This is a genomic window from Streptomyces sp. NBC_01224 (assembly GCF_036002945.1).
Taxonomy (GTDB): Bacteria; Actinomycetota; Actinomycetes; order Streptomycetales; family Streptomycetaceae; genus Streptomyces.
The window spans coordinates 8,381,562-8,405,481 of record NZ_CP108529.1 but is presented as its reverse complement, the minus strand read 5'-3'; the positions used below and the strand labels follow the sequence as shown (position 1 = coordinate 8,405,481).

Below are 23,920 nucleotides of genomic sequence, written 5' to 3'. Positions count from 1 at the left end.
CGACAGTGAGGTGGGCGGCAATATCCTTCTGGGCACGGCAGGCATCCGGCTCTACGGGGCCTCGCACCGCTTCTTATCGGTGGCGCCGTGCCGCGACGGGCGCAGCGGATCCCGGGGTCCGGCCTGCTCCCGGGTGCTCGCTGATCCGTGCATTCGTGTCAGGAGGCCCTGTCGGGAACGCCATTGGTGACCCGGCGCTTGCGGGCCGCCGTCACCAGGCCCGCGCCTGTCAGGACGGTCACGCCCGCGAGTCCGCCGATCCAGGCCAGGACCACAGTGCTGGTGCCCGTCGGGGCCATGAGCGACTTCGCGGGTGTTCGGTCTCCGGCGGCCTGCCGGATGAGATCGGCGACGACATCGGGGTGCGACATCATCGCGACGTGGGAGGAGTCGACCTCGACGGTGTGCGAATTGGCGCGCTTGGCCTCGAAGCGTTCGAGATCCGGGGCGATGGCCTTGTCCCGGGTGGCCACCAGCGCCCAGGACGGAATGGTCTTCCAGGCCGCCGCAGCCGCCGTGTCCATGAACGCGGCTCCGTTGATGGGGCGCTGAGTGGCGGCCATCACGGCCGTGGTGCCCGACGGCACGTCCGCCGCGAAGACGTCGTGGAACCTGTCGGGCCGGATGTACAGATCAGTCCCCTCCTTTCCGTCGGCCTCCGGGAACGGCACCGGCTTCAGAGCCGCGTTCAGCTCGCTTCCCGCGAACTTCGCGGACAGGTCCGACAGCCTCTCCCCCTTGTCCGGCATGAGCGCGGACACGAACACCAGCGACTTCACTTGCGGGTTCCCCGCGGCGGCGTTGCTGATCACCGCACCGCCGTAGGAATGCCCGGCCAGCACGATCGGGCCCTTGATGCTCTTCAGCACGCCGGCTATGTACGCCGAGTCACCAGCGAGCCCGCGCAGCGGATTGGCCGGGGCCATGACCTTGTACCCGTCACGCTGCAGGCGTTCCACCACGCCGTTCCAGCCCGAGGCATCGGCGAACGCGCCGTGTACCACCACTACCGTGGGCTTGGCGCCGGGCGGATCGGCACCGCCATCGGCTGCGGCAGGTCCGGCGGCCGCGGCAAGGGCGGCCGCGACGAGCGCCGCGGCGACGGTCTGCACGCGCCTCCCGCGTATCCACATCCGCGGGGCGAGGAGGGTTGAGATGGTCATGCTGTTCTCTCTTCGTCGAGGAGCGGTTGGTGGGCTCAGCGTTGCCAGGCCCGGCCCGGACGGCGCGACGCGCGAAGCAAAGGAGTGAAAACGCGCGACCGCCGGAGTGAACGACATGCAACACGGAGTGACGGAAGCCGAGAGTGTGCCGTGCCCTGCCGATCAGCTGTACGGGGAGCGGAGGCGGACCGGGTGCGGTATCCCGGAAGCATGGCTTCCCGGCGGTTCCTGCAGCCGTCCCCAAAGACCCGAAGACGCAGGAACGCTCTCGTGGCGATGCCGTTCGCGCTGATCGCCGTCGTCACGGTGGTTGACGTCATCTCGCCGCCGGATGTTCACATGGGCCCGTTCCTGGTGGCGGCTCCTGCGGTGGCTGCCTCTTTCACCGGGCCGCGCATGACCGCTTTCGTCGGTGCGGTCGCCGTGCTGGCCCAATCCCTGGTGGCCATCGCGCGCACCAGCATCAACGACCTCAATCACACCTACCAGATCATCGCGCTCATTCTCATCTCTGGCTTCGTCACCTTCTTCGCCCATCTGAGAGAACGGAACGAGCAGGCGGTGTCCCAGCTCCGTTCGGTCGCCGAAGCGGCGCAGCGAGTGGTGCTGCGGCCGCTGCCCAGGCGCAGTGGCCCCCTGCGCATCGCCTCGGTCTATCTGGCCGCGGAGGCGGAGGCGCAGATCGGGGGCGACCTGTACGCTGCCGCCCGCACCACCGACGGAACCCGCATGATCATCGGCGATGTCCGCGGTAAGGGACTGTCCGCGATCGGCGAGGCAGCCAGCGTCCTGGGTGCCTTCCACGCTCTTTCCCGCCAGGAATCGCAGTTGCCCGATCTGGTGGCGCATCTGGAGGCGAGCATCGCACTGAACGAGAACCACACCGTTCACGAAGGCGTGGACGACGACCTTGCGGAGTCCTTTGTCACCGCGGCCGTGCTCGACATCCCCGATGCCTCCACCGAACTCCACCTCGTCAGCTGCGGTCATCCACCGCCGCTCCTGCTGCGCGCGGGAGAGGCGATCCCGCTCAAAGTACGAGCGCCCGCCCCGCCGCTCGGTCTGACGCACCTGCTGGTCACCGAACACACGGCGGAGACGTTCGCCTTCGGCGTCGGCGACACCCTGCTTCTGTACACGGACGGTGTCATCGAGTCCCGGGACCGGTCAGGGGTCTTCTATCCGCTCCCGGAGCGGGCCGCATTGCGGTGCGGCCAGGGCCCGGACTCCCTGCTGGAATCCCTCTGTGCCGACCTTGTCCGCCACGCCGGCGGCCGCCTGGGCGACGATGCGGCGATGGTCGCCATCGAACGGCTTCCGGCCTCCGGGTGACGCCACCCGCCCGCACCGCTCAGGCCTGGCCGCCTCGCAGCCTGCGCGATACGGCACGCAACCAGGGATGGCGTTCGTGCAGTTGCGCCGAGTGCCGGTCGAGTTCCTTGCCCAGGCGTTCCGTGCGCTTGTCGATGTCGAGCTCGTCCAGAATCCGGTCGACCTCGGCAAGCAGGGCTCCGTGCAACTGCCACTGTCTGGGATGTTCCTGAACGTCTTCGAGGAGCAGGATCGCCACCCGGTCCCTGGTCGCACGGCTGACGGCGAGTGCGCGGGCGAGCCGGTCCTCGGCCTCCTCGCCGTTCTCCGCGACCGGAGTGGTGATCAACTCCGAGAAGCTCTCGATGGCACCGGCCATCTGCCCGAACAGATCCGTCAGGGATTCGGCCACGTCGGCGGGGAACAGCGTCTCGTCGGTGCGGGCCTTGGCCAGGTCGGTCAGGGTGCGTGACAGCACCCGCAGCACCACGGCGCAGATCTCCAGGGTGTCCAGACCGGTACGCAGCACGACCCGGTACAGCATTCCCTGCCGGACGCGCGGGTTGAGCGTGAGGCTTTCCTCGGCCTGCCGCAGTGAAGCATCGACCTCCACGATGTCATGGTCCAGCCGACGGGCTTCGTGGAGCCGGTCGGCCGCCCGCTGGACGGAGGCGTGACCGCCCACGTCCTCTCCCATCGCACGGAACATACGTCCCATCGCGTGGGCCAGACTGTCGATGGAGGCGCCCGCGGACTGCACCCAGACGGGTGGCGCGAAGAGCAGGTTGAACAGCATTCCCACGCCCGCGCCGATCAGTGTCTCCAGCACGCGGTCCCATGCCGTGGAGGCGACCTGCGAGACGCCCAGTACGAGCATCGCGCTGATCGCCACCTCGGGTACGAACTCGTCGACCCTCACCAGCCGCCCGATGATCAGCGAGGCGAAGATGGTCAGTCCGAGGCTCCACCAGCTGAGTCCCACCAGGGAGCTGAGCGCACTGGCGATGAGCACCCCGACGATGACGGAGTTCACCCGGCGGATCCCCGTGGTGAGGGTGGCGTAGAGCGTGACCTGTACGACGAGGAGTGCGGTGAGCGGTGCGGTCAGCGGTGCCGGATGCGGAAGGGTCCACACCGCCACGACGTAGGCGATGACGGAAGCCGCCGTGGATCGCAGGGTCTGCGCTCCGACGGGCTCGGTCGTACGCCGGACGAGCTTGATCACGGGTGCGGATACTCGTGCCATCTCTATCCCATGCCCGCGCGTACGCCGCCACAGCGCCTCGGCGCTCCGAACCCCACCGTACGGACGTGCCGATGGGCGGAGCTGCGGATGTCGTGGCTCAGGAGCGCGGTTCGAGGACGCCGATCAGCTCCCTGCCCGTGGCGGTGGCCCGTATCTCGTCGGACAGGCACTCGGCCCGCGCCCGGTACGAGGGTTCCTTGAGGACCAGTTCGACGGCCGACCGGATACGGGAGACATCGTCGGGGCCGAGCACCGTCGACTCGTCCGCCGGGCCCACGGTCGGGGCGACAGCTGTTCCCGCGCCCGCCTCGGTCACCAGCCGGGCGTTCACGGGCTGGTCCGCGAAGAGGGGGACGCAGGCCAGCGGGACGCCTGCCGCGAGGGCGCCGAAGACCGTCCCCGACCCGCCGTGGCAGACCACGAGGAGGCACTGCCCAGGACATCGGCCTGCGGCACCCACGTCGTCCGGGGGCAGCTCGAGCACGCGCGCCATCACCGGCCCGAGCTCCTCGTCGGGCGGCTCCCCCCGCCCCCTGCCCACAGGCCCACTTTCCGCCTGATTCCGGCGCCTGCCCGGGTACGTACGCCCCGGTCGTCAGACCGTACGGTCGTCGGTCACGTGCCGGTCCTGCACCTTGATCCGGTACAGCCACAGCAGTACGGCCGCGACCAGGACGGCGAGCGCCACACCCAGTTCGGTGTAACCGCCGTATCCGGTGATGGAGAAGCCGGTCGCACCCACAACCAGCACCACGGTGAGGAACCCGGCCAGCGTCCAGGCCAGGGGCACGAAGAAACGGGGCAGCCGGATGGGCCGCAGGGCGTCGGGACGGTCCTTGCGCAGCAGCGCGAAGCCGGAGACCGCCAGCACATGGGTGAGGATGTATCCCAGGTTGCCGGTGACGATGATGGCCAGCGGGGTCTGAAGCACCGTCAGCACGAAGACGTTCAGCACCAGGGCCACCAGCAGTGCCCGGGCCGGCACCCCGCGCTTGTTCAGTACCCCCACCTGTTTGATGGTGAGCCCCGCCTTGCCCATCTCGTACAGCACCCGGGAGCCGTCGGCGAGACCGGTGATCATGATGAGCAGCAGCGAGGCGATGAGGAAGACCACCATGAGGTCGGAGGCGCCGCCCACCAGGTCCTGGAAGGCGCCGACGAAGAAGGTGGTGGGTTCCTCGCCGATGGCCTTCTCGCCGACGTACCCCGACAGGGTCAGCGGCAGCAGGATGAAGACGCCGAGGGAGAACAGCACACCGGCGCGCAGGGCCCGGGTGGTGTCGCGCACCGTGTCCTTGTACTCGGGGGCGAAGGTCGCGCACACCTCCACACCGAATGATGTCCACGCCATGACGTACAGCCACACCAGCGCCTCGCGCAACCCCGCGGCGCCGTGCAGATTCCAGTGCAGGCCCTGCGCGCTCCAGTCACCGGAGAACAGCGGCAGGACAATGAAGACGGCGAGCGGCACCAGCAGCGCACCGCCGGTGACGTAGACGACCCACATGGCGACATGCAGGCCGATCATCGCGGCGCCGAACAGCAGCAGCATCACGAGCAGGCCCACCGCTATGGGGAAGTCCACCTTCAGCGGCCCGAACTCCAGGCTCCAGTCCTGGCCGGGGAACCACTGGGCCTGGACGAAGGAGCCGATGAGCCCGGAGTAGACGGCGAGGGCCGTCGTCCAGGGGAACCAGTAGCCGATGCTCGCGATCGGGCCCACCACGGGCGCCCGCTTCTTCCAGCCCTCGGTCGCGTAGTGCGCGATCCCGCCGGAGGAGTCGGGGAACATCGCGGCCAGTTCGGTGTAGATCCAGTTGGTCGCGGTGGCCAGCACCATCGAGGCCGCCCACAAGGCGATCGCACCCCAGGCGCCGAGGCCGCCGATGGAGGCGCCGAGCGAGGCGATGAGTGCCGCCGGCATGGTCAGCGACATCGCGAATCCGTCGAACCAGCTCATCTTCTTCGGCAGTGCCGGGGTGGAAGCACCCGCCGCTCCCGAGGAGTCCGAAGGGTCCGGCGAGGGTGGGGCTGGGGTCTTTGGCTGGGATGACATGGGCTTCCCCTCAGGGTGGGCGCAGACAGGAGAGTCGTTGGGGCCCGGTTATAGATGAAGCGAAAAACACCTGTCAATACTCACGAACAAGCAATGATCGACTTTGAGTTTTGCTGATTCAGCAGTCTTGACAGTTCCTGATTGCTCAGCAAGTCTCCAGTCATCGCTTCGCACCCGACCCGGGCCGGCGCGGCCCAGAGCCGACGCGCCCGTTCCCGGTCAGGAACAGGACAGAGAGGCCAACGCATGACCACCCCGACCGCCGACCGGCACCAGCTCTTCATCAACGGCGCCTACACCGACGGCACATCCGGGACCACCCACGAGGTCATCAGCCCCGCGACGGGCGAACTCGTGGGCACCTTCCCGCTGCCCGCGGCCGCCGACGTCGACACGGCCGTGCGTGCCGCGAACGCGGCCCAGCCGGCCTGGGCCGCGACCAATGTGTGGACCCGCGCCGAGCTCTGTCACCGCATCGGTACGGAACTCGGCAAGCGCGTGGACGAACTCGCCCGCCTCCAGTCCCTGGAGCAGGGCAAGCCGCTCGCCGAGTCCGTCGCTGACATCGAGGAGGCGGCCAAGCTCTTCCACCTGCACGCCGAGGACGCTGTACGGCTGCACGGCGAGACGCTGCCCTCCACCGACAACACCAAGCGGATGTTCACCTTCCAGCGCCCGGTGGGCACTTGGGGCATCATCACGCCGTGGAACTTCCCGCTGCTGATGCTCGCGGAGTTCGTCGCCCCCGGACTCGCCACCGGCAACGCCCATGTCGTCAAGCCGCCTGCCAACACCCCGCTCACCGTTCTCAAGGCGATGGAGGCGTTCGTCGCCGCCGGACTGTCCGACGGCCTCGTCAACATCGTGCCCGGCGAGGGTGACACCGGCGATGCGCTGGTACGCCACGAGGGCATCCACGCGATCGGCTTCATCGGCTCCACCGCGACCGGGGCGAAGATCCAGTCCGCCGCCGGCCTCAAGCGCTCCATCATGGAGTGCTCGGGCAACGGCCCGCTCGTCGTCCTCGCGGACGCCGATGTCGAGGCCGCTGCCAAGGCCGCCGTCGACGGCGCCTACCCGTGCGCCGGACAGGTCTGCTGCGCCACCGAACGCGTCATCGTGCACGCCGACATCCACGACGAGTTCGTCGAGGCCGTGCTGCGCGAGGCCCAGCGCATCACCCTCGGCGACCCGTTCGACCCCAAGACGGTTCTCGGCCCCCTCAACAACGAGGGCGTCGCGGCCAAGATGGACCGTCACATGGCCGACGCGCGCGAGCGCGGCGCGCGCATCCTGCTCGGCGGCAAGCGCGCTTCAGGACACCCCACGGACCTCTACTACGAGTTCACCGTGGTGGACGGGGTGCCCGAGGACAGCCTGCTGTCCCGCGAGGAGTCCTTCGGCCCGGTCGTCCCGATCATCACCGGGCGGGACGAGGACGACCTGTTGCGCATTGCCAACGACGACAAACTGGGCCTCCAGGGCGCCGTCTTCACCCGCAGCATGACCTCCGCCTTCCGCTTCATCGAGGAAATGGCCGTCGGCCAGGTCGTCGTGAACGAGAGCAACAACTGGTGGGACATCAACATGCCCTTCGGCGGCGCCGGCAGCCGCTCCACCGGCTGGGGCCGCATCGGCGGCAAGTGGACGCTCATGGACATGACCGACACCCGTACCGGCGTCATCAGTCTCTGACCGCCCCGCGCCCACTCCACCGTCCGCCGACCGGGGCCCCCGACCAGAATGGGGGCCCCGGCCCGCGCTGCCCCACCACGCCGGTAACGAGGTACCCGCCAGATGACCACCGCAGCCCCCCGCCCCACCGACCACCGCAACCGACTGCGCGACACGAAGGCCGCCCCCTACTGGCTGGACCGGCCCGAGCACCCCACACCGCTGCCCCGGCTGACCGCCGACACCACCTGCGATCTCGCCGTCGTCGGCGGCGGTTACACCGGGCTGTGGACCGCCCTGCTCGCCAAACGCGCCCGCCCCGAACGAGACGTCCTCGTCCTCGAACAGAGCACCTGCGGCCACGCGGCCAGCGGCCGGAACGGCGGTTTCTGCTCCCCCAGCATCACCCACGGTCTCGCCAACGGCGCCGACCGCTGGCCCACCGAGTCCCGGCTGCTGCACCGCCTGGGCATGGAGAACTTCGACGCCTTCCGGCGCGACCTGGACACCCATGACATCGACTGCGGGTTCATACGCAGCGGCAAGGTCACCACCGCCGCCACCCCCTGGCAGGCCGAAGGACTCAAGGGCGCCCATGCGCTCGCCCGCCGGTACGGCGAACAGACCAGGCTGCTGGACCGTGACGAACTGCGGAGCTACGTCGACTCCCCCCTCTGGACAGCCGGCCTGTGGTCCCCCGACTACGCACTCCTCGACCCCGCCCGCCTCGTCTGGGGCCTGCGCACCGCCTGCCTCGACCTCGGAGTCCGCATCGCCGAGCACACCGAAGTCACCGCCCTGGCCACCCGTCATGCCGGCCGGGTCCGCCTCACCACCCCCTACGCCGCGGTCGGTGCCCGGCAGGTCGCCCTCGCCACCAACGTCTACCGGCCCCTGCTCAAACGCCTCTCGCTCACCATGATTCCGGTCTACGACTACGCGCTGACCACCGAACCCCTGAGCAATGAGCAGCTCGCCGCCATCGGCTGGATCGGCGAGCACGGAATCACCGACGCGGGCAATCAGTTCCACTACCTCCGCAAGACCGACGACAACCGCATCCTGTTCGGCGGTTACGACGCCATCTATCACTACGGCAACCGGGTCGAGGAGCGTCTCACCCAGCGCCCCGCCACCTTCGACATTCTCGCCGCCCAGTTCGCCGAAGCCTTCCCCGCCCTCGCCGGCGTCCGCTTCTCGCACTCGTGGGGCGGCGTCATCGACTCCACCACCCGCTTCTGCATGTTCGCGGGCACCGCCGCGCGCGGCCGGATCTCCTACGCCCTCGGCTTCACCGGACTCGGCGTCGGCGCCACCCGCTACGGCGCCCAGGTGATGCTCGACCTGCTCTCCGGCCGGCGCACGGAACGGCTCCGGCCCGCCATGATCCGCCGCCCCCCGGTGCCCTTCCCCCCGGAGCCGGTCCGCTATCTCGGCGTCGAGGCCACCCGGTGGTCCATGGCCCGTGAGGACACGTACGGCCACCGCAACCTGTGGCTGCGCGCCCTGGACCGGCTCGGCCTCGGCTTCGACTCCTGAGCCGGGCAGGATAGGCCCGTACGACCGAAGATCCAGGCCCGCACACCGTGGCGGGCCGTACATGAGAGCCGGAGCACAGCATGAGCACGCTGGGTGGCAGCCCCCTGGACGACACCGACCGTCAGATCATCGCCGCACTTCAAGCGGACGGCCGCCGCCCGTACAGCCAGATCGCCGAGGAACTGGACATTCCGGCCTCCTCCGTGCGTTACCGCGTTCAGCGCATGGAGGAGAACGGCACCCTCCAGATCGTCGGTATCGCCAACCCGCTGACCATCGGCTTCGACCGGTTCGCCATGGTCGGCATCCGGGTCAGGCCGGGCAGCGCCCAGGAGGTCTGCCGACGGCTGAGGGAGTTGCCCGAGACCTCCTACGTCATCATGACTGCGGGTACCTACGACGTGATGGCGGAAGTGATCTGCCGGGACACCGATCACTTCACCGACCTGATGAACCGCAGGCTGCATCACATCGACGGAGTCGTCTCGACCGACTCGTTCTTCGTACTGGAAGTGCACAAGCTGGCGTACGGCTGGGGCGTCGGCGAGGTGGACACCTCGCTGCTCGACGCCCCGCAGCCACCGCTCAGCGCCGGTCTCGACCAGCGCGCCTGAGCCGCATCGCGGGCGTCATCAGCGCGTGAATCCCACGTGCACATCGTCGTGATGGGTGTCGGTGAAGAACTGATTCGCCGTCGCGTCCCCGGAGAGCTGGACCGGTTCGCCGACGTTGTACGAGCCGGCCGCCGCCGCATCCCGGATGAAGGACTCGGTCAACCGGCGCGGAGTGGCCGGATCGACGACCGTGTGCCCGTCGATCCGCCATACGTCGAAGGCCCGGAGCGGAACACGGAGACATCCATCCGGTACGTACCGGCCAGTCGCAGCAGGGCCCGTAGGACGGTCGGACGGATGCGCCCACTTCACCAGCGACGGCGCGGCCACCCGTCTCTTCGCTGCCGCCGCACCGCCCTGCCCGGTGGGCCACTCACCGATCGCCTCCACCACCTGTACGGCGCGCAGCTTCACGGTGGGGTCCACGTCGGCGCGGGCGGGGCGCCAGGCCGTGGTCGCGGGCAAGGACGCGAGCGGAGACGGAGACAGGGACGTCGGGGATACCGACTCGGACGGGCCGGCCGCACTCCGGGAGGTTGCCGAGCAGCCCGTGGATCCCGTGAGCAGTCCACCGGTGCCGAGCAGCAGTGCACGCCGGCCGAGTGGTTATCGCATGCGTTGCCGCGTTCCCGTTCGGGGTCCTCGTCCACAGAGATTCGGACCCGTACGGATTTCGATGGTCAGGCATGAATAGCTTCATCATCTTCCATTCACCCGGGCGCGACTGCCAGCATCGGCGCACCGCCACCCCGTGAGGGAGAAATCCGATGAATCGTCCCCGTTCTCTGCGCTGTCTGGCAGCCCTGGCAGTAGTGGCTCTCGCGGCCACCGCGTGTGGCCGCTCCGGCCAGGGTGACACCCCGTCCGGCAGTTCCTCGCAGGCCGCCGCCGGCCGGACCGCAGCCGAGCTGCTCCCCGCGCAGTACCGGCAGAAGGGTGTGCTCCGGGTGGCCACCGCGGTGGGATACCCGCCGATGGAGATGTACGAGCCCGGGACCACCCGGCTCACAGGTGTCGACCCCGACCTGGCCGAGGCCATCGCCGAGCGGCTCAAGCTGAAGCTCGAACTCACCAATGCCGCCTTCGACGGGCTGATCCCCGGCCTGGAGTCCGGACGCTTCGACCTGGTCATGTCGTCCATGACGGACAGTGCCCAGCGGCGCCGGGCGGTCGACTTCGTCGACTACTTCCGCACCGGCGGCGTCATCATGACGAAGAAGGGCAACCCGCAGGGCATCAAGTCCCTCACGGACCTGTGCGGAAAGACCGTCGTCCTCGCCAAGGGCAGCTCGAACCTCCACATCGGCGAAGAACAGAACGCCAGGTGCAAGGAGAAGATGCGGATCTCGCAGAGCGAGGACGCGCCGACCGGGCTGCTGCAGCTGGACAGCGGACGCGCAGTCGCGACCATCGTCGACTATCCCGTCGCCAGGATGTTCACAAAGAAGAGCAGCGCTTACGAGGTTCTGCCGACACAGTACGGCACCGCCCCCTGGGGCATCGCGGCCGCGAAGAGCCAGGGCGGGTTGCGCGATGCCGTCCACAAGGCCCTGCAGGAACTGATCGACAACGGCGATTACAAGAAGATCCTCGACACCTGGGGAGTCGGCGGCAGCGCCGTGCCCGAGGCCACCGTGAACGACGGGCAGTGAGTGCGGACATGAGCCACCGGAAAATGCCCGGCGCCGCCCTCGGTGCGGCACCGGCAGCCGCCACAACGAATGCGACAACGCCGGAGGAGGACCTCTCCCTCCAGGTGACCCGGCGCCCCCGTCCCGGGCGCTGGCTGGCGGTCCTCGCCGCCGCACTGTTCGCGGTGTGGCTCGCCTACACCGTCATCGTCAATCCCAACCTGCACTGGGACATCGTCGCCAAGTACCAGTTCGACGGCGTGATCCTCAAGGGTCTCGGGGTGACCATTCAGCTCACGCTCGTCTCGATGGCTCTCGGCATCGCCATCGGGGTACTCGTCGCGGTGATGCAGCTCTCCGACAGCCCGGTCCTGCGTCTCACCGCCGGTGCCTACACCTGGTTCTTCCGGGGCACCCCGCTGCTGGTCCAGCTCATCTTCTGGTTCAACCTGGCCCTGCTCTTCCCGGTGATCAGCATCGGTGTCCCGTTCGACGGCCCGAAACTCATCAGCTGGCAGTCCAACCAGGTCATCACCGGCTTCGTGGCGGCCCTGCTCGGCCTCTCCATCAACGAGGGCGCCTACATGGCCGAGATCGTGCGGGCCGGCATTCAGAGCGTGGACCCCGGCCAGCGCGAGGCGGGTGCGTCCATCGGCATGTCGAACCGTCAGATCCTGTCCCGGATCATCCTTCCGCAGGCGATGAGAGTCATCATCCCGCCGTTCGGCAACCAGTTCATCTCCATGCTCAAGACGACCTCGCTGGTCTCGGTCATCGCGGGCGCCGATCTGATGACCGTCTCCCAGCACCTCTACCTCGCCAATTTCGAGGTGGTGGCGCTGCTGCTGGTGGCTTCCCTCTGGTACCTGGTGCTCACCACGATCGCGAGCATCGGCCAGCATGCCGTCGAACGCCGCTACAGCCCGGGCGCCGCCCCACCGTTGCGTCGCAGGGTCCTGGCGAATCTCGTACCCGGGCGTGACAGGAAGGAGGCAGCGGCATGAACGAGGTGATCCTCAGGGCCCGTGGGGTCCGTAAACGATTCGGTGACACCGAGGTGCTGAAGGGCATCGATCTCGATGTCCGCAGCGGTGAGGTGCTGTGTGTCATAGGCCCTTCCGGGTCCGGGAAGTCGACGCTGCTGCGCTGCTTCAATCACCTCGAGCAGATCGACGCGGGACGGGTGTGGATGGACGGTGAGCTGATCGGCTACGAGCAGCACGGCCCGTCCGGGCGTGTCCTGCGCGAGCGGCGCCCGCGTGACATCCGACGGCAGCGGGAGCGGATCGGCATGGTGTTCCAGCGGTTCCACCTGTTCCCGCACCGCACAGCGGTGCAGAACGTGATGGAGGGGCCGGTCGCCGTCAAGGGCCTCTCCCGTGCGCAGGCCGAGAAGCAGGCCCGGGAGCTGCTGGATCACGTCGGTCTCGCGGACCGGGCGGACCACTACCCGGGGCAGTTGTCCGGCGGGCAGCAGCAGCGCGTGGCGATCGCCCGGGCACTGGCCATGGAGCCGGCACTCATGCTCTTCGACGAACCCACCTCCGCTCTCGATCCCGAGCTCGTCGGCGAGGTCCTGGGCGTCATGCGAGACCTGGCCCGCAGCGGTATGACGATGGTCGTGGTCACTCACGAAATGGGCTTCGCCCGCGAGGTCGCCGACCGTGTCCTGTTCATGGATCAGGGTGCCGTCGTCGAAGCCGGGAGCCCGGAGCTTGTGTTCACCGAACCGCGGCACGAGCGCACGCGGGCCTTCCTGTCGACGGTGCTGTGATGGGCCGCCCACTGGATCTTCTGCTGCGCGGCGGCACACTCGTCGACGGAACCGGCGCACCTGCCAGGGACGCGGACATCGCGGTGGTGGACCGACGGATCGCCGTGCTTCCCGCCGGCACCCCGGCCGCGGCGGCAGAGACTCTGAATGTGACCGGTCAGGTCATCGCGCCCGGCTTCATCGATGTGCACACGCACTCCGACGCCCTCGCGGCACCCCACGGCGCCGACGGCACCGCGGAGCCGGTCGACGACCTTCGCCTCGCACCACTGCTGCAGGGCGTCACCACGGAGATCTGCGGCAACTGCGGGACGAGCCTGTTCCCTTCGCTGCCGGAACGGCTGCCTTCACTCGCCGAGCATCTCAGAGTGACGTTCGGGCTCGGACCTGTACGGCCCGCCGTGGACTTCGACGCATTCGCCACCGGACAGGACCCTGCCCTGCGCCGCACCCACATCGCCTCGTTGGTCGGCCACGGCACGCTGCGCGCAGGGGTGATGGGCTTCGAGGCCCGCCCGCCCCGGCCCGACGAGCTGGACACCATGTGCGCGCTGCTCGACCAGGCGCTCGGCCAGGGTGCGGCCGGCCTGTCCACGGGGCTGATCTACCCGCCGGGCACCTACGCCGACACCGAGGAGATCGTCGCGCTGGCCGGAGTCGCCGCGCGTCATGGCAAGCCCTACGTCACCCATCTGCGCGACGAGATGTCACAGGTGGAGACCGCCCTGGAAGAAGCCCTGGAGATCGCGGTGCGCTCCGGCGCCCCGCTGCAGATCTCCCACCACAAGACCGCGGGCCGGCACGCCTGGGGCGCCACGCTGCGCACCCTGCCCCGGCTGGAACAGGCCCGCGCCGAAGGCGTGGACGTGCTGTGCGACGTCTACCCGTACACCGCGGGCAGCACCGTTCTGCACGCCATGCTGCCACCGTGGACGAGCGAGGGCGGCATCGGTGCCCTGCTGGAACGGCTGCGCCGGGCCGATACGCGTGAGCGGATCCGGACGGACATCGCTCAGGGCGTCAAGGGGTGGGAGAACACCGTGGGCAACGGTGGCTGGGACCTCATCACCGTGGCCGCCGCGCAGGCGCACCCGGAGGCCGAGGGACGCAGCATCGCCGACCTCGCCGCCGGGCGCGGCGTCCACCCGGTCGACTACGCGTGCGACCTGCTGCTGGCCGAGCAGGGCGAGGTGACCATCATCAGCCATTCCATGCGCGAGGACGACGTCCGGCGGGTGCTCGCCAGCCCGCTGTCGATGATCGGCTCGGACGGAGTCCCCAAACCCGGTCGCCCGCACCCTCGTTGGGCGGGAAGTTTCGCCCGCGTACTCGGCCATTACGGCCGCGACCAGCAACTGATCCGGCTGGAGAACGCGGTGCACAAGATGACCGGTCTGCCGGCCCGGCGGTTCGGGCTCACCGGCCGCGGCGTGGTCCGCGACGGCGCCCTCGCCGATCTGGTCGTCCTCGACCCGGCGTCGGTACGTGACACCGCCACCTTCGACCGACCGCTGCTGGCCCCCGAAGGCATCGATACCGTCGTGGTGGCGGGGCGGGTCGCGGTCAGGGGCGGCTGCCCGACCGCGGCGCGGGCGGGAGAAGTGGTGAGGATCCGATGAGTCTGGCCCAAGTGGCCGCGGCGGCGCGACGCTCGGCAGCGCTGCCGCTCACCCTGGCCGTCGCCGCCGTCGACATCGACGGCGGCGAGACGGTGGGGGTCCACGACCGCATCGTGCTGCCGGTCGCGTCCGCCTCGAAGCTGCTGCTGCTCGCCGAGGTCTCACGCCGACTGGACACCGGTGAGCTGCTCGCCGACCGGCCCGTCGAAGTCCTGGACGAGGACATGGCGGACGGCACCGGGCTGCTGCGCCGGATGAGCAGGCGCGGCTGGACCGTCGAGGATCTGGCCTGGCTGACCGCTTCGGTCAGCGACAACACCGCCACCAACGCGCTGCTGCGCCTGGTGGGGCACGAGTCCACGGCCCGGCTGGCGGAGGAACTCGGGCTCGACCGCCTCACACTGCACGACAAGGTCCGTGACATCCGGGGCCCTGATGTGCCGCCCGTCTTCGCCACCGGCACCGCCCGGGACCTGGCACGGCTGGTGACACATGCGGTACGCGGCACGATGAGCTCCCCGGCAGCCTCCGCACGGCTGCTCGAGTGGATGCGCGCCAACTCCGACCACGGTCTGGTCCCCGCCCTGGTGGATCACGACCCGTACGCCCCCGGCTTCCCGAACCCCTTGCCCGACGGGCTTCTGGTGGCCAACAAGACCGGTACCGACACCGGGGTCCGCGCCGATGCCGGTGTCATCGTCGGTGCGCGCCGGCTGGCGTACGCGGTGGTGGCACACTGGGACCCGGCGCTGGGCCCCAGCACGCAGCGGGCCGCGGTGCACGCCATCCGGGACGTCGGCCGCACCCTCGCGGCCTGTGCCCGACGCCGCGCCGCCGGATGAGAGCGGCACGCCCCGCCGGTCAGGACCACTGCATCTCCAGCAGCGACCGGATCTCCTCGGCGGCCGACCGCAGCTCCGCGAGGAAGATCCGCAGCAGCGGGTTGCGGTTGGTGGGCCGAGTGGCGACCCCGATCCGCCGGTGCAGTCGGGGATGGTCCAGCCGGCAGACGTGCACACCCGTGGTGTCGCCGAGCCCGAGGGCCGGGACGAGCGCGATACCCATGCCCGCGCGGGCCAGGTTGATCGTGACCTGGTAGTGATCGCTGCGGCAGCGGACCCGCGGCCGGAACCCCTCGGCCGCACATGCGCGTTCCAGGACCGGTTCGCCGGTGTGGCCACCGTGCGTACCGATCCAGCTCTCCCCCTCCAGAGCGGCGAGCCGGACGGCGGTGCGCCGACCGAGGCGGTGCCGCAACGGGAGGACCACCAGCTGCGGCTCGTCGAAGAACATCTCCACGTCCACGGCCGCCTGCCGGCACCAGGGGTCCAACGGATGTTCGAAGACGACCGCCGCATCCAGCCGGCCCGCCTCGAGATCGGGAACCAGCTCGTGCGGCTGCCCCAGGATCAGCTCCAGCTCGACCTGGGGCCGTTCGGCCGCGAAGGCGGACAGCGCGCGAGGGAGCAGCTCCAGGCCCGAGGAGGCGAAGAAGCCCAGCCGCAGTACCCCGGCGTCGCCTTCGGAGTGCGCCCGCAGATCGTCCTGCGCGACGGCCATCAGGTCGGCGACAGCCTGTGCGTGCTCGGCCAGCCGCGCACCGGCCGCTGTCAGCCGCAGGCTCTGCGGCTGACGTTCCACCAAGGCCACCGCGAGTTCCTGCTCCAGCCTGGCGAGTTGATGCGAGACGGCGGACGGGCTCAGATGCAGCGCCTGGGCCGCGGCCACGATGGTGCCGGTGCGGGCGATTTCCAGCAGGACGAGCAGTCGGGCACTGTTCAGCATCGGGTCAGGTTAGGCCGTGCCGTCGCACTGTGCCGCCCCGGCACCCGCCCGGACGGACAGGTTCCGGGCGGCGCAGTGCGTCAGCACGGCGGGCTCGTCCACGTCCAGGCGCAGCAGGTCCTCCTCGGTCTCCCGGCGCACCACGGTGCGGGCACGGCCATCGGACACGAAGACGACTGCGGGGCGCGGCAACTTGTTGTAGTTGGACGCCATGGCATATCCGTATGCGCCCGTGACCGGCGTCGCCAGGAGGTCACCCACCGCGACCTCGGCCGGCAGGGCGGCGTCGTCGACGATCACGTCGCCGCTCTCGCAGTGCTTGCCGACCAGCCGTGCCCGCAGCGGTCGCGGGGCGCGGGGGCGTCGCGGCAGGAACACCTCGTAGCGACTGCCGTACAGGGCGGGGCGCAGATTGTCGCTCATCCCGCCGTCGACGCTGACGTATGTCCGCACGCCCTCGATCCGCTTGATCGTGCCGACCCGGTACAGGGTCAGCCCCGCGCGGGCGGCGATGGACCGGCCGGGCTCCACTGTCACGTCGCCGCCCCAGCCCGCATCGCGCACCGCGGTGCGCACCCGGGCCGCCCAGTCGGCGAACGAGGGTACGGTCTGCCCCGCCTGGTATGCGACGCCGAGGCCGCCGCCGACGGTGAGCCGGTGCACCCCTGTCTCCGCCGCGAACCGTGCGACGGCCGCGGCTCCTGCCGCGAGCTCCGCCGTGTCCAGCACCTGGGAGCCCACATGCGCGTGGACGCCCTCCAGGATCATGGCCGGGGAGCCGACGGCCCGCCGCACGGCGGCCGCGGCGGTTCCGCCGACGAGGCCGAAGCCGAACTTCGAGTCGTTGCCACCGGTCCGGATCGCCTCGTGTGCGCCTGCGGCGACACCGGGCGCCACCCGCAACTGGACCCGGGCGGGTGGCAGTTGTTCCTCGGCGTGCAGGAGCTCGATGCGGTCCATCTCGTCGAAGCTGTCGACCACCACGTGCCGCACCCCGGCTGACATGGCCGTGCGCAGCTCCGCCTCGTCCTTGTTGTTGCCGTGCAGCACGATCCGTCCGGCCGGAACACCCGCGTGCAGCGCCACCCGCAGCTCGCCGCCGGAGGCGACATCGAGCAACAGCCCCTCCTCATGGGCCAGTCGGGCCATGGCCGTGCACAGGAACGCCTTGGAGGCGTAGGCGACGTTGTCCTGGCCGAAGGCCGCGACCGCCTCCCGGCAGCGTCGGCGCAGGTGCTCCTCGTCGTACACGAAGAGCGGTGTTCCCAAACGCTGTGCCAGTTCGGTGAGCAGGACGCCTCCGACGGCGAGCCCTTCCGGGCTGATCTCGGAAGTGAAGGGCAGCAGACCCGTTTCAATGGCTGACGACATGGTTCCTCCCCCGTAGGCCGGTTCTCCGCCATCCTGCGGCCTGCACGAGGAGTCACAAAAGCGCATTCTTCTGTGGCTGAGCCTCGCTATTTTCGACGCTCATCCCGCGTCGAGGGTCGTGGGCAGGGCCCCTCGTACCGGGCCGGGAACTTCCGTCACGAGGTCGTGATCAGTCCTCCGTCGATGAGGTCCACCTGCACGAAGTGGACGTCTTTGCGCGCCGCCGGCTCGGACAGGGGTTCGGTGGGGTGCGGGAGGCGGCGACCATACGCGCGCCCTCGTTGGCGAGCGCCTGTGTCACGGCAAGGCCGATGCCCCTGCCGGCGCCGGTGACCACGGCCACTTTGTCTGTCAGGTGCAGATCCATCACGGTCTCCCAGCAACGAGCGGCACCGGCGGCGGCCAGTCCAGGCGCGCCATGAGAGGCACGACGGACTCAGCGTTTCCGGTGTCGGCCAGTGATGGCGCCGCCCGGACAGCAGCGGGGTGACGCAGGCCGACCGTCCGGGTGAAACCGGCTGTTGGGACGGGTCCGCCCCCTCGCTGCTACGTGTGGCCTTGGTGTGTTGTCGTCACGCGTTCTTCAGCAACGTCCAGGGCATGGCGCACCGCACCCATCGCAACGGCTCGTTCGCCGAGCACCGATGCGTTCAGCTCGACCGGCACCAGGGTGTGCGATCGCAGATGCCTGCGCACGGGGCCCAGCAGGGTGTCCCCCGCTCGCGACACCCCACCGCCGATGACGACCCTGCCCGGATCGAGGACGAGGAGAAGTACGGCGAGTCCTCGGGCGAACCGGGCGGCCACGCGCTCCACCACCTCGACGGCGGCCCGGTCGCCCGCTTCCACCGCCGCGAAGAGCGGTGCGATGTCATGGGCGTCGCCCACGGGAGCGCCGGCCTCCAGGGCCAGCCGGTGAATGGCCTCGGCGCCGACCAGCCGCTCGAACGGCCCCATGCCGTCGGCCGGGCGCGGTCCGGGACGGGTGTCGGGATCACCGACGAGGTCGACGAAGCCCAGCTCACCGGCGGCGGCCGAATTGCCCCGGTAGGGCCTGCCGTTGATGACGATGCCGGTGCCGATACGCCGCCCCCACTGAACGAAGACCAGGCAGTCGGTACCCACACCGGCGTCGACGCCACTGCCCGCTCCGGCGGGGACCGCGGCTCCGCGCCAACGCTCGGCGAGCACCGCGAGGTTGACGTCGTTGTCGATGGACACCGGGCAGTGCAGCCAGTCGCGCAGCAGCGAAACGGCGGGCAGCCCGGCCCAGTCGGGAATGCTGGGAGCGAGCAGCACCTCGCCCCGCTCGCGGTCGACGATGCCCGGAGTGCCCGCACTCACCGCCCACAGGCTCGACAACGGCACGCCCGCCTCGGCCACTGCCGCCGTCAGTGCGGCGCGGACGGTGGCGAAGAGCTGTGGCCCGGCCACTCCCCTGTCCACGGCCGCACGATGGGTGGCCAGCACCTGACCTGCCAGGTCCGCGATCACCACCAGCACCTTGTGCGGACCGATGTCGACCCCGGCGACATGTCCCGACTCGGCACGGAACCTGGCGTACTGGGCGGGACGGCCGAGCTGCTGCGGTCCGGCACCCGCGGTGAACTCCACCAGGCCGCAGTCCCTCAGCTCGGTCAGGGCCCTGGTCACCGCGGGCCGTGACAGTCCCGTGAGCGATGCGAGGTCGGTGACGCGGGCGGTGGGGGTGTCCCCCTCCCGCAGTGCGGCCAGCACCGCGGCTACATTCATCCGGCGCAGGACGTGCGGCCCGGTGGCCGCTGCTTTCCGGACTGGCATGTGCGTCAACTCCCTTGCCCGACCGTGCTGTCGGCACTGTACCCAGCGCTTCGAGAACCCGGGCTGTCGGCGCTCTTGACGACCGCGGCACACCCCGCTCATATTAACGAATGCTCCGTTAGTAAGTCTGATGCGCGTCCGCACCATGTCCTCGGCAAGCCCCCGCATCCCTTCATCGGACGAGGTCAAACCTTGAGAAGCCTCAGATCCTGGATCGTCGCCTGCACTGCCGCCCTCGCTGTGCTGGCCACGGTGCTGAGCACTCCTGCCGCTCCCGCAGAAGCCGCCCCCAGCGACAGGCCCGCCTTCGCCGCCGGACCGGCGGAGGCAGCACTGCGCCGCCTCCTCCCCCGACACGCCGGGCAGTTCGACCTCGTGCCGGTGAGCCGTCCCGCATCCGGTGACTACTTCGCCGTCTCCGGGACCACGGGTCATGTGCGCATCCAGGGCACCAGCCCCGCCGTGCTCCTCAGCGGCGTCAACTGGTACCTCAAGTACACGGCCGAGGTGGACATCGGCTGGCCGGGCGACAGCACGTCGAAGCTCCCGAAGAAGCTCCCGGCACCCGTCGGCACGGTCCGCCAGGACGCCTCGGTACCGCACCGGTTCGCCCTCAACGACACGGACGACGGCTACTCCGGCGCGTACCGGAACTGGGCTTCGTACGAGAAGCAGATCGATGTCCTCGCGCTGCACGGGGTCAACGAGGTGTTCGTACAGATGGGCGCGGACGCCGTGTACTACGACACCTTCCAGGAGTTCGGGTACGCGAAGAAGGAGCTCACGTCCTGGATTCCGGGCCCGGCGCACCAGCCGTGGTGGCTGATGCAGAACATGTCCGGGTTCGGCGGCCCGGTCACCGAGAAGCTGCTGGATCAGCGCGCCGCGCTCGGCCGCAGGATCGCCGACCGGCTGCGCCGACTCGGCATGACGCCGGTCCTGCCGGGTTATTACGGCACGGTTCCGCCCGGGTTCACGGACCGCAACCCCACCGGCCCCGTGGTCCCGCAGGGCGGCTGGGTCGGTTTCGAACGGCCGGACTGGCTGGACCCGCGCAGCGAGATGTTCCCGAAGGTCGCGGAGGCCTTCTATCGTCACCAGCGCAAGCTGTTCGGCGACTCCGCCATGTACAAGATGGATCTGCTGCACGAAGGCGGCAGGCCGGGCGACGTGCCCATCGGGGACGCGGCCAAGGCGGTCATGAATGCCCTGCAGACCGCGCACCCGGGTGCCACCTGGGTCCTGCTCGGCTGGCAGAACAACCCCTCCACGCAGCTCATCGACGCGGTCGACAAGAGCAGGCTCTTCATCGTCGACGGACTCGCAGACCGCTACAACGGCCTGGACCGCGAGGCCGCCTGGCACGGCGCCCCCTATGCCTTCGGGACCATCCCCAACTTCGGCGGCCACACCACGATCGGGGCCAACACCGCTGTCTGGACAGCCCGGTTCAACGAGTGGCGTAAGAAGCCGAACAGCGCGCTCCAGGGAATCGCGTACCTGCCGGAAGGCACCGGCGGCAACCCTGTCGCGTACGAACTCTTCACCGAACTCGCCTGGCGCACCGTGCCGTTGGACCACTCGGCCTGGTTCGCCGACTACGCCGAACGCCGTTACGGCGGCACCGACCCGCACGCCGCCAAGGCGTGGGAACTGCTCCGGACCGGCCCCTACAGCACGCCGTCCGGCACCTGGAGCGAGTCCCAGGACAGCCTCTTCACCGCACGCCCCGGGCTGACCGTCGGCACAGCGGCCAGCTGGAGCCCGTCGTCCATGCGATACGACGCGTCGACGGTGCAGCAGGCACTCACAGAGCTGCTCCAAGTCGCCCCCGATCTGCGGAAGTCGGATGCGTACCGCTTCGATGTGGTGGATGTGGCCCGACAGGCCCTGGCCAACCGCAGCCGTACGCTGCTACCGCAGATCAAGTCCGCGTACGAGGGAAAGGACCTCGCCCTGTACCGGCAGCGAACCACGGAGTGGAAGCAGGACCTCGCCCTGCTCGACCGGCTGCTGGCCACCGATCGCCGGTTCATGCTCGGGCCCTGGCTCAAAGACGCCAAGTCCTGGGGCGGCACCGATGCCGAGCGGTCCGCCGCGGAATTCGACGCCCGCTCGGTCCTCACCACCTGGGGCCATCGGTCCGGCAGCGAGTCCGGCGGGCTGCGCGACTACGCGAACCGCGAATGGTCGGGCCTCGTCTCCGACTTCTATGCCAAGCGCTGGACGCTGTACTTGGACTCCCTCGACACGGCCCTGGTCACCGGGCAGCCGCCCGCCGCGATCGACTGGTTCGAGCGGGACAACGCCTGGAACCTGGAGCTCAAGAGCTACCCGGTGAAGCCCACGGGCGACCCGGTGGCGCTGGCCGAAACCGTACGCGCATCCCTTCTGGCGCCTGTCGCTCCGACTGCCGGTGACTGATTGACTGGCCCCATGACGTCATCGGCATTCGAGACCATCGCCCCCGACTCCGTCGTCTACCTGGACCGCCTTGCCGCGACCGACCTGGCTCGCGCCTACAAGAGCCGCATGCTCGACGAACTCGGAATCCGGCCCGGCCACACAGTGCTCGACCTCGGCTGCGGCCCCGGCACCGATCTCGGCGCGCTCGCCGGGGCCGTCACCGCGGCAGGCGAGGTGATCGGTGTCGACCACGACCAGGCCACGGTCGACACCGCCGAGCACCGCACCCGCGACCTGAGCACCGTCACGGTCCGGCGCGGCGATATCCACGACCTGCCGCTGCCGGACAGCACCGCCGACCGCGCCCGTACCGACCGCGTACTGCAACACATCGCCGACCCCGCCCGAGCGCTCCACGAAATCCGCCGCGTGCTGCGGCCCGGCGGACGGCTCGTCATGGGTGAACCCGACTGGGACACCCTCACCGTCGACCATCCGGACAGCGGTTTTTCGCGCGCCTACACCCAGTACGTCACGGACGAGGTCATCCGTAACGCCCGCATCGGCAGGCAGCTCGCCCGGCTGTCAGCGGAGGCGGGATTCACGGTGCCCACGGTTCTGCCGGTCACCTCCGTCTTCCGAGATGCCCGGGCCGCCGATGAGATCCTCGGACTGGAACGCACCACACGGCGCGCCGTCGCCGCCGGGTACTTCACCGAGGAAGGCGCACGAAGCTGGCTGGACCACCTCTCAAGCGGCCCTTTCCTCGCGGCGATGACGTTCTACATCGTGGTGGCCGAGTCGTGAGCCGCCCTCGTCGCCCTGCCGGCGGACGCCGGCCGCGCGCCGGGCTTCGCCGCCCGGAGTCCCGGAGCCCAGGCGTTCCGCTTCATCGTTTCGGTTGCCGCCGCGGGCAACGTGTGAAGTGGGTCGCTGCCCGCGGCGTCCTGGCCCGCCCGGAGGTCTACTGACTCCTGCTCCGGACGTGATCCGACGCCAGGAGGGCCTCCTGGGTGATGAGGGCGGTGGAACCCGGAGCCGTGCAGGCATGGGCGCCCGCCACCGCACCCAGGCGGGCGCATTCCAGGGCGTCCCGGCCCGCGAGTCTCCCGTAGAGGAAGCCGCAGACGAAGGCATCACCCGCGCCGTTGGAATCCACCACTGGTGCGGGCGGAACGGTCGCCGGAATGTGGTGCGGGACCGAGCCGCCGTTCCGGGTGAGGACGTAGGAGCCGTCTGCGCCCGCCGTGACGACGACGGTGTCCGCGCGGCCCTCGCGGAGGATCTCCCGCATCAGGGCGGTGGCGTCCTGGCCCGCGCCCGCCGCACTGAGGAAGACGAGGTCGGAGCGGAGCGCGAACTCCCGGTGGTGGTCGGCGAGTCCGTCCCAGTCGTGCAGATCCGTGGAGACGGGGACACCGAGATCCTCGATGTCCCCGTAGAGGAAGCGCGCGAAATTCATGATGGAGAGGTGGACGTGGCGGGTGCGCCGCAGCCGGGGAAGGTAGAAGTCCCGGGGCATCCGCAGATCGGCCGGGTCGCGGGCATCGTAGAAGGACATCCGGCGTCCGGTCGCGTCCACCAGGTTGACCGCGCGGCGGGTGCCCGCCGCCGAGATCAGCGGGGCGAACTCCACGTCCCCCTCGGCCAGCCGCCGGCGCACCTGCGCGCCCGTCAAGTCGTCGCCGATGCAGTCGAGCAGCGCGACCTTCAGGCCGAGCGCCCGGGCACCGAGGGCCACATTCCCTCCGGTGTGGCCGGGCCACTCCTCGATCGGCCCGACATGGACCGAGTCGGCGAGCGGTACCGGCAGGGAGTCGACGCGGACAATGGTGTCCACCCCGCTGCCTCCGACCACCAAGACGTCGTACTCCGTGTGCTGTTGGATCACCGTTCCGCCTCTCTGTTCCCGCCGCGGCCCAGTATGGCGT

General features: G+C 69.8%; 21 protein-coding genes. 11 read left to right on the top strand and 10 right to left on the bottom strand.

Annotation, left to right across the window (positions count from 1 at the left end):
• Positions 1-158: 158 nt before the first annotated feature.
• Positions 159-1,163 carry an alpha/beta fold hydrolase gene (locus OG609_RS38110; protein ID WP_327276976.1) on the bottom strand — a complete coding sequence of 335 codons (1,005 nt, stop codon included), beginning with the start codon at positions 1,161-1,163 and terminating at the stop codon, positions 159-161.
• 276 nt (positions 1,164-1,439) lie between these two features.
• Between OG609_RS38110 and OG609_RS38105 the strand changes: the two genes are divergently transcribed.
• On the top strand, positions 1,440-2,495 hold the full coding sequence (locus tag OG609_RS38105; protein WP_327278325.1) for a PP2C family protein-serine/threonine phosphatase: 1,056 nt from the start codon (positions 1,440-1,442) through the stop codon (positions 2,493-2,495).
• Between the two features lie 19 nt (positions 2,496-2,514).
• On the opposite strand, the gene OG609_RS38100 is transcribed toward OG609_RS38105, so the two are convergent.
• The 3 genes from OG609_RS38100 to OG609_RS38090 form a co-directional block, all read right to left on the bottom strand.
• A complete protein-coding gene (locus tag OG609_RS38100) occupies positions 2,515-3,720 on the bottom strand; it encodes an FUSC family protein (RefSeq protein ID WP_327276975.1) in 1,206 nt (401 codons plus the stop codon).
• A gap of 97 nt (positions 3,721-3,817) precedes the next feature.
• Positions 3,818-4,213, bottom strand: a complete 396-nt coding sequence (locus OG609_RS38095) for a glycosyltransferase (RefSeq protein ID WP_327276974.1) — start codon at positions 4,211-4,213, stop codon at positions 3,818-3,820.
• Between the two features lie 102 nt (positions 4,214-4,315).
• Positions 4,316-5,776, bottom strand: a complete 1,461-nt coding sequence (locus OG609_RS38090) for an APC family permease (RefSeq protein ID WP_327276973.1) — start codon at positions 5,774-5,776, stop codon at positions 4,316-4,318.
• A 246-nt stretch (positions 5,777-6,022) separates the two neighbouring features.
• Here OG609_RS38090 and OG609_RS38085 point away from each other — a divergent pair, with 246 nt between their 5' ends.
• From OG609_RS38085 to OG609_RS38075, 3 genes are all read left to right on the top strand, one after another.
• Positions 6,023-7,471, top strand: a complete 1,449-nt coding sequence (locus OG609_RS38085) for an aldehyde dehydrogenase family protein (RefSeq protein WP_327276972.1) — start codon at positions 6,023-6,025, stop codon at positions 7,469-7,471.
• Positions 7,472-7,573: 102 nt separating this feature from the next.
• The gene (locus OG609_RS38080) at positions 7,574-8,989 is read left to right on the top strand and encodes an NAD(P)/FAD-dependent oxidoreductase (RefSeq protein WP_327276971.1); all 1,416 of its coding nucleotides are present in this window, start codon (positions 7,574-7,576) and stop codon (positions 8,987-8,989) included.
• An 80-nt stretch (positions 8,990-9,069) separates the two neighbouring features.
• Positions 9,070-9,603, top strand: a complete 534-nt coding sequence (locus OG609_RS38075; RefSeq protein WP_327276970.1) for an Lrp/AsnC family transcriptional regulator — start codon at positions 9,070-9,072, stop codon at positions 9,601-9,603.
• 18 nt (positions 9,604-9,621) lie between these two features.
• On the opposite strand, the gene OG609_RS38070 is transcribed toward OG609_RS38075, so the two are convergent.
• Positions 9,622-10,068 (bottom strand): hypothetical protein, encoded by a 447-nt coding sequence (locus OG609_RS38070; RefSeq protein WP_327276969.1) that lies wholly within the window; start codon positions 10,066-10,068, stop codon positions 9,622-9,624.
• 302 nt (positions 10,069-10,370) lie between these two features.
• Here OG609_RS38070 and OG609_RS38065 point away from each other — a divergent pair, with 302 nt between their 5' ends.
• From OG609_RS38065 to OG609_RS38045, 5 genes are read left to right on the top strand one after another with little or no spacing between them, the layout of a single operon-like run.
• Entirely contained in the window at positions 10,371-11,255 is an 885-nt protein-coding gene (locus OG609_RS38065) for an ABC transporter substrate-binding protein (protein ID WP_327276968.1), read from the top strand.
• Between the two features lie 8 nt (positions 11,256-11,263).
• The gene (locus OG609_RS38060) at positions 11,264-12,238 is read left to right on the top strand and encodes an amino acid ABC transporter permease (RefSeq protein ID WP_327276967.1); all 975 of its coding nucleotides are present in this window, start codon (positions 11,264-11,266) and stop codon (positions 12,236-12,238) included.
• A complete protein-coding gene (locus OG609_RS38055; RefSeq protein ID WP_327276966.1) occupies positions 12,235-13,008 on the top strand; it encodes an amino acid ABC transporter ATP-binding protein in 774 nt (257 codons plus the stop codon). Before OG609_RS38060 ends, OG609_RS38055 begins: the two co-directional genes overlap by 4 nt.
• Entirely contained in the window at positions 13,008-14,627 is a 1,620-nt protein-coding gene (locus OG609_RS38050; RefSeq protein WP_327276965.1) for an N-acyl-D-amino-acid deacylase family protein, read from the top strand. Before OG609_RS38055 ends, OG609_RS38050 begins: the two co-directional genes overlap by 1 nt.
• Complete coding sequence (locus tag OG609_RS38045; protein WP_327276964.1) at positions 14,624-15,469, top strand: serine hydrolase; 846 nt, start codon at positions 14,624-14,626, stop codon at positions 15,467-15,469. Before OG609_RS38050 ends, OG609_RS38045 begins: the two co-directional genes overlap by 4 nt.
• A 19-nt stretch (positions 15,470-15,488) precedes the next feature.
• Here the strand turns inward: OG609_RS38045 and OG609_RS38040 are convergent, their stop codons facing one another.
• The 4 genes from OG609_RS38040 to OG609_RS38025 form a co-directional block, all read right to left on the bottom strand.
• A complete protein-coding gene (locus tag OG609_RS38040) occupies positions 15,489-16,412 on the bottom strand; it encodes a LysR family transcriptional regulator (protein WP_327276963.1) in 924 nt (307 codons plus the stop codon).
• Positions 16,413-16,421: 9 nt separating this feature from the next.
• Positions 16,422-17,783 (bottom strand): diaminopimelate decarboxylase, encoded by a 1,362-nt coding sequence (lysA, locus tag OG609_RS38035; protein WP_327276962.1) that lies wholly within the window; start codon positions 17,781-17,783, stop codon positions 16,422-16,424.
• A gap of 169 nt (positions 17,784-17,952) precedes the next feature.
• A complete protein-coding gene (locus OG609_RS46440) occupies positions 17,953-18,150 on the bottom strand; it encodes an SDR family NAD(P)-dependent oxidoreductase (protein ID WP_385648019.1) in 198 nt (65 codons plus the stop codon).
• A 179-nt stretch (positions 18,151-18,329) separates the two neighbouring features.
• Positions 18,330-19,583, bottom strand: coding sequence for an ROK family transcriptional regulator (locus tag OG609_RS38025; RefSeq protein ID WP_327276961.1), 1,254 nt, complete (start codon positions 19,581-19,583; stop codon positions 18,330-18,332).
• Positions 19,584-19,775: 192 nt separating this feature from the next.
• Between OG609_RS38025 and OG609_RS38020 the strand changes: the two genes are divergently transcribed.
• Positions 19,776-22,007 carry an alpha-N-acetylglucosaminidase gene (locus OG609_RS38020; RefSeq protein WP_327276960.1) on the top strand — a complete coding sequence of 744 codons (2,232 nt, stop codon included), beginning with the start codon at positions 19,776-19,778 and terminating at the stop codon, positions 22,005-22,007.
• A gap of 12 nt (positions 22,008-22,019) precedes the next feature.
• Positions 22,020-22,796, top strand: coding sequence for a methyltransferase domain-containing protein (locus OG609_RS38015; RefSeq protein WP_327276959.1), 777 nt, complete (start codon positions 22,020-22,022; stop codon positions 22,794-22,796).
• Between the two features lie 157 nt (positions 22,797-22,953).
• On the opposite strand, the gene OG609_RS38010 is transcribed toward OG609_RS38015, so the two are convergent.
• Entirely contained in the window at positions 22,954-23,880 is a 927-nt protein-coding gene (locus OG609_RS38010; RefSeq protein ID WP_327276958.1) for a carbohydrate kinase family protein, read from the bottom strand.
• Positions 23,881-23,920: the final 40 nt, after the last annotated feature.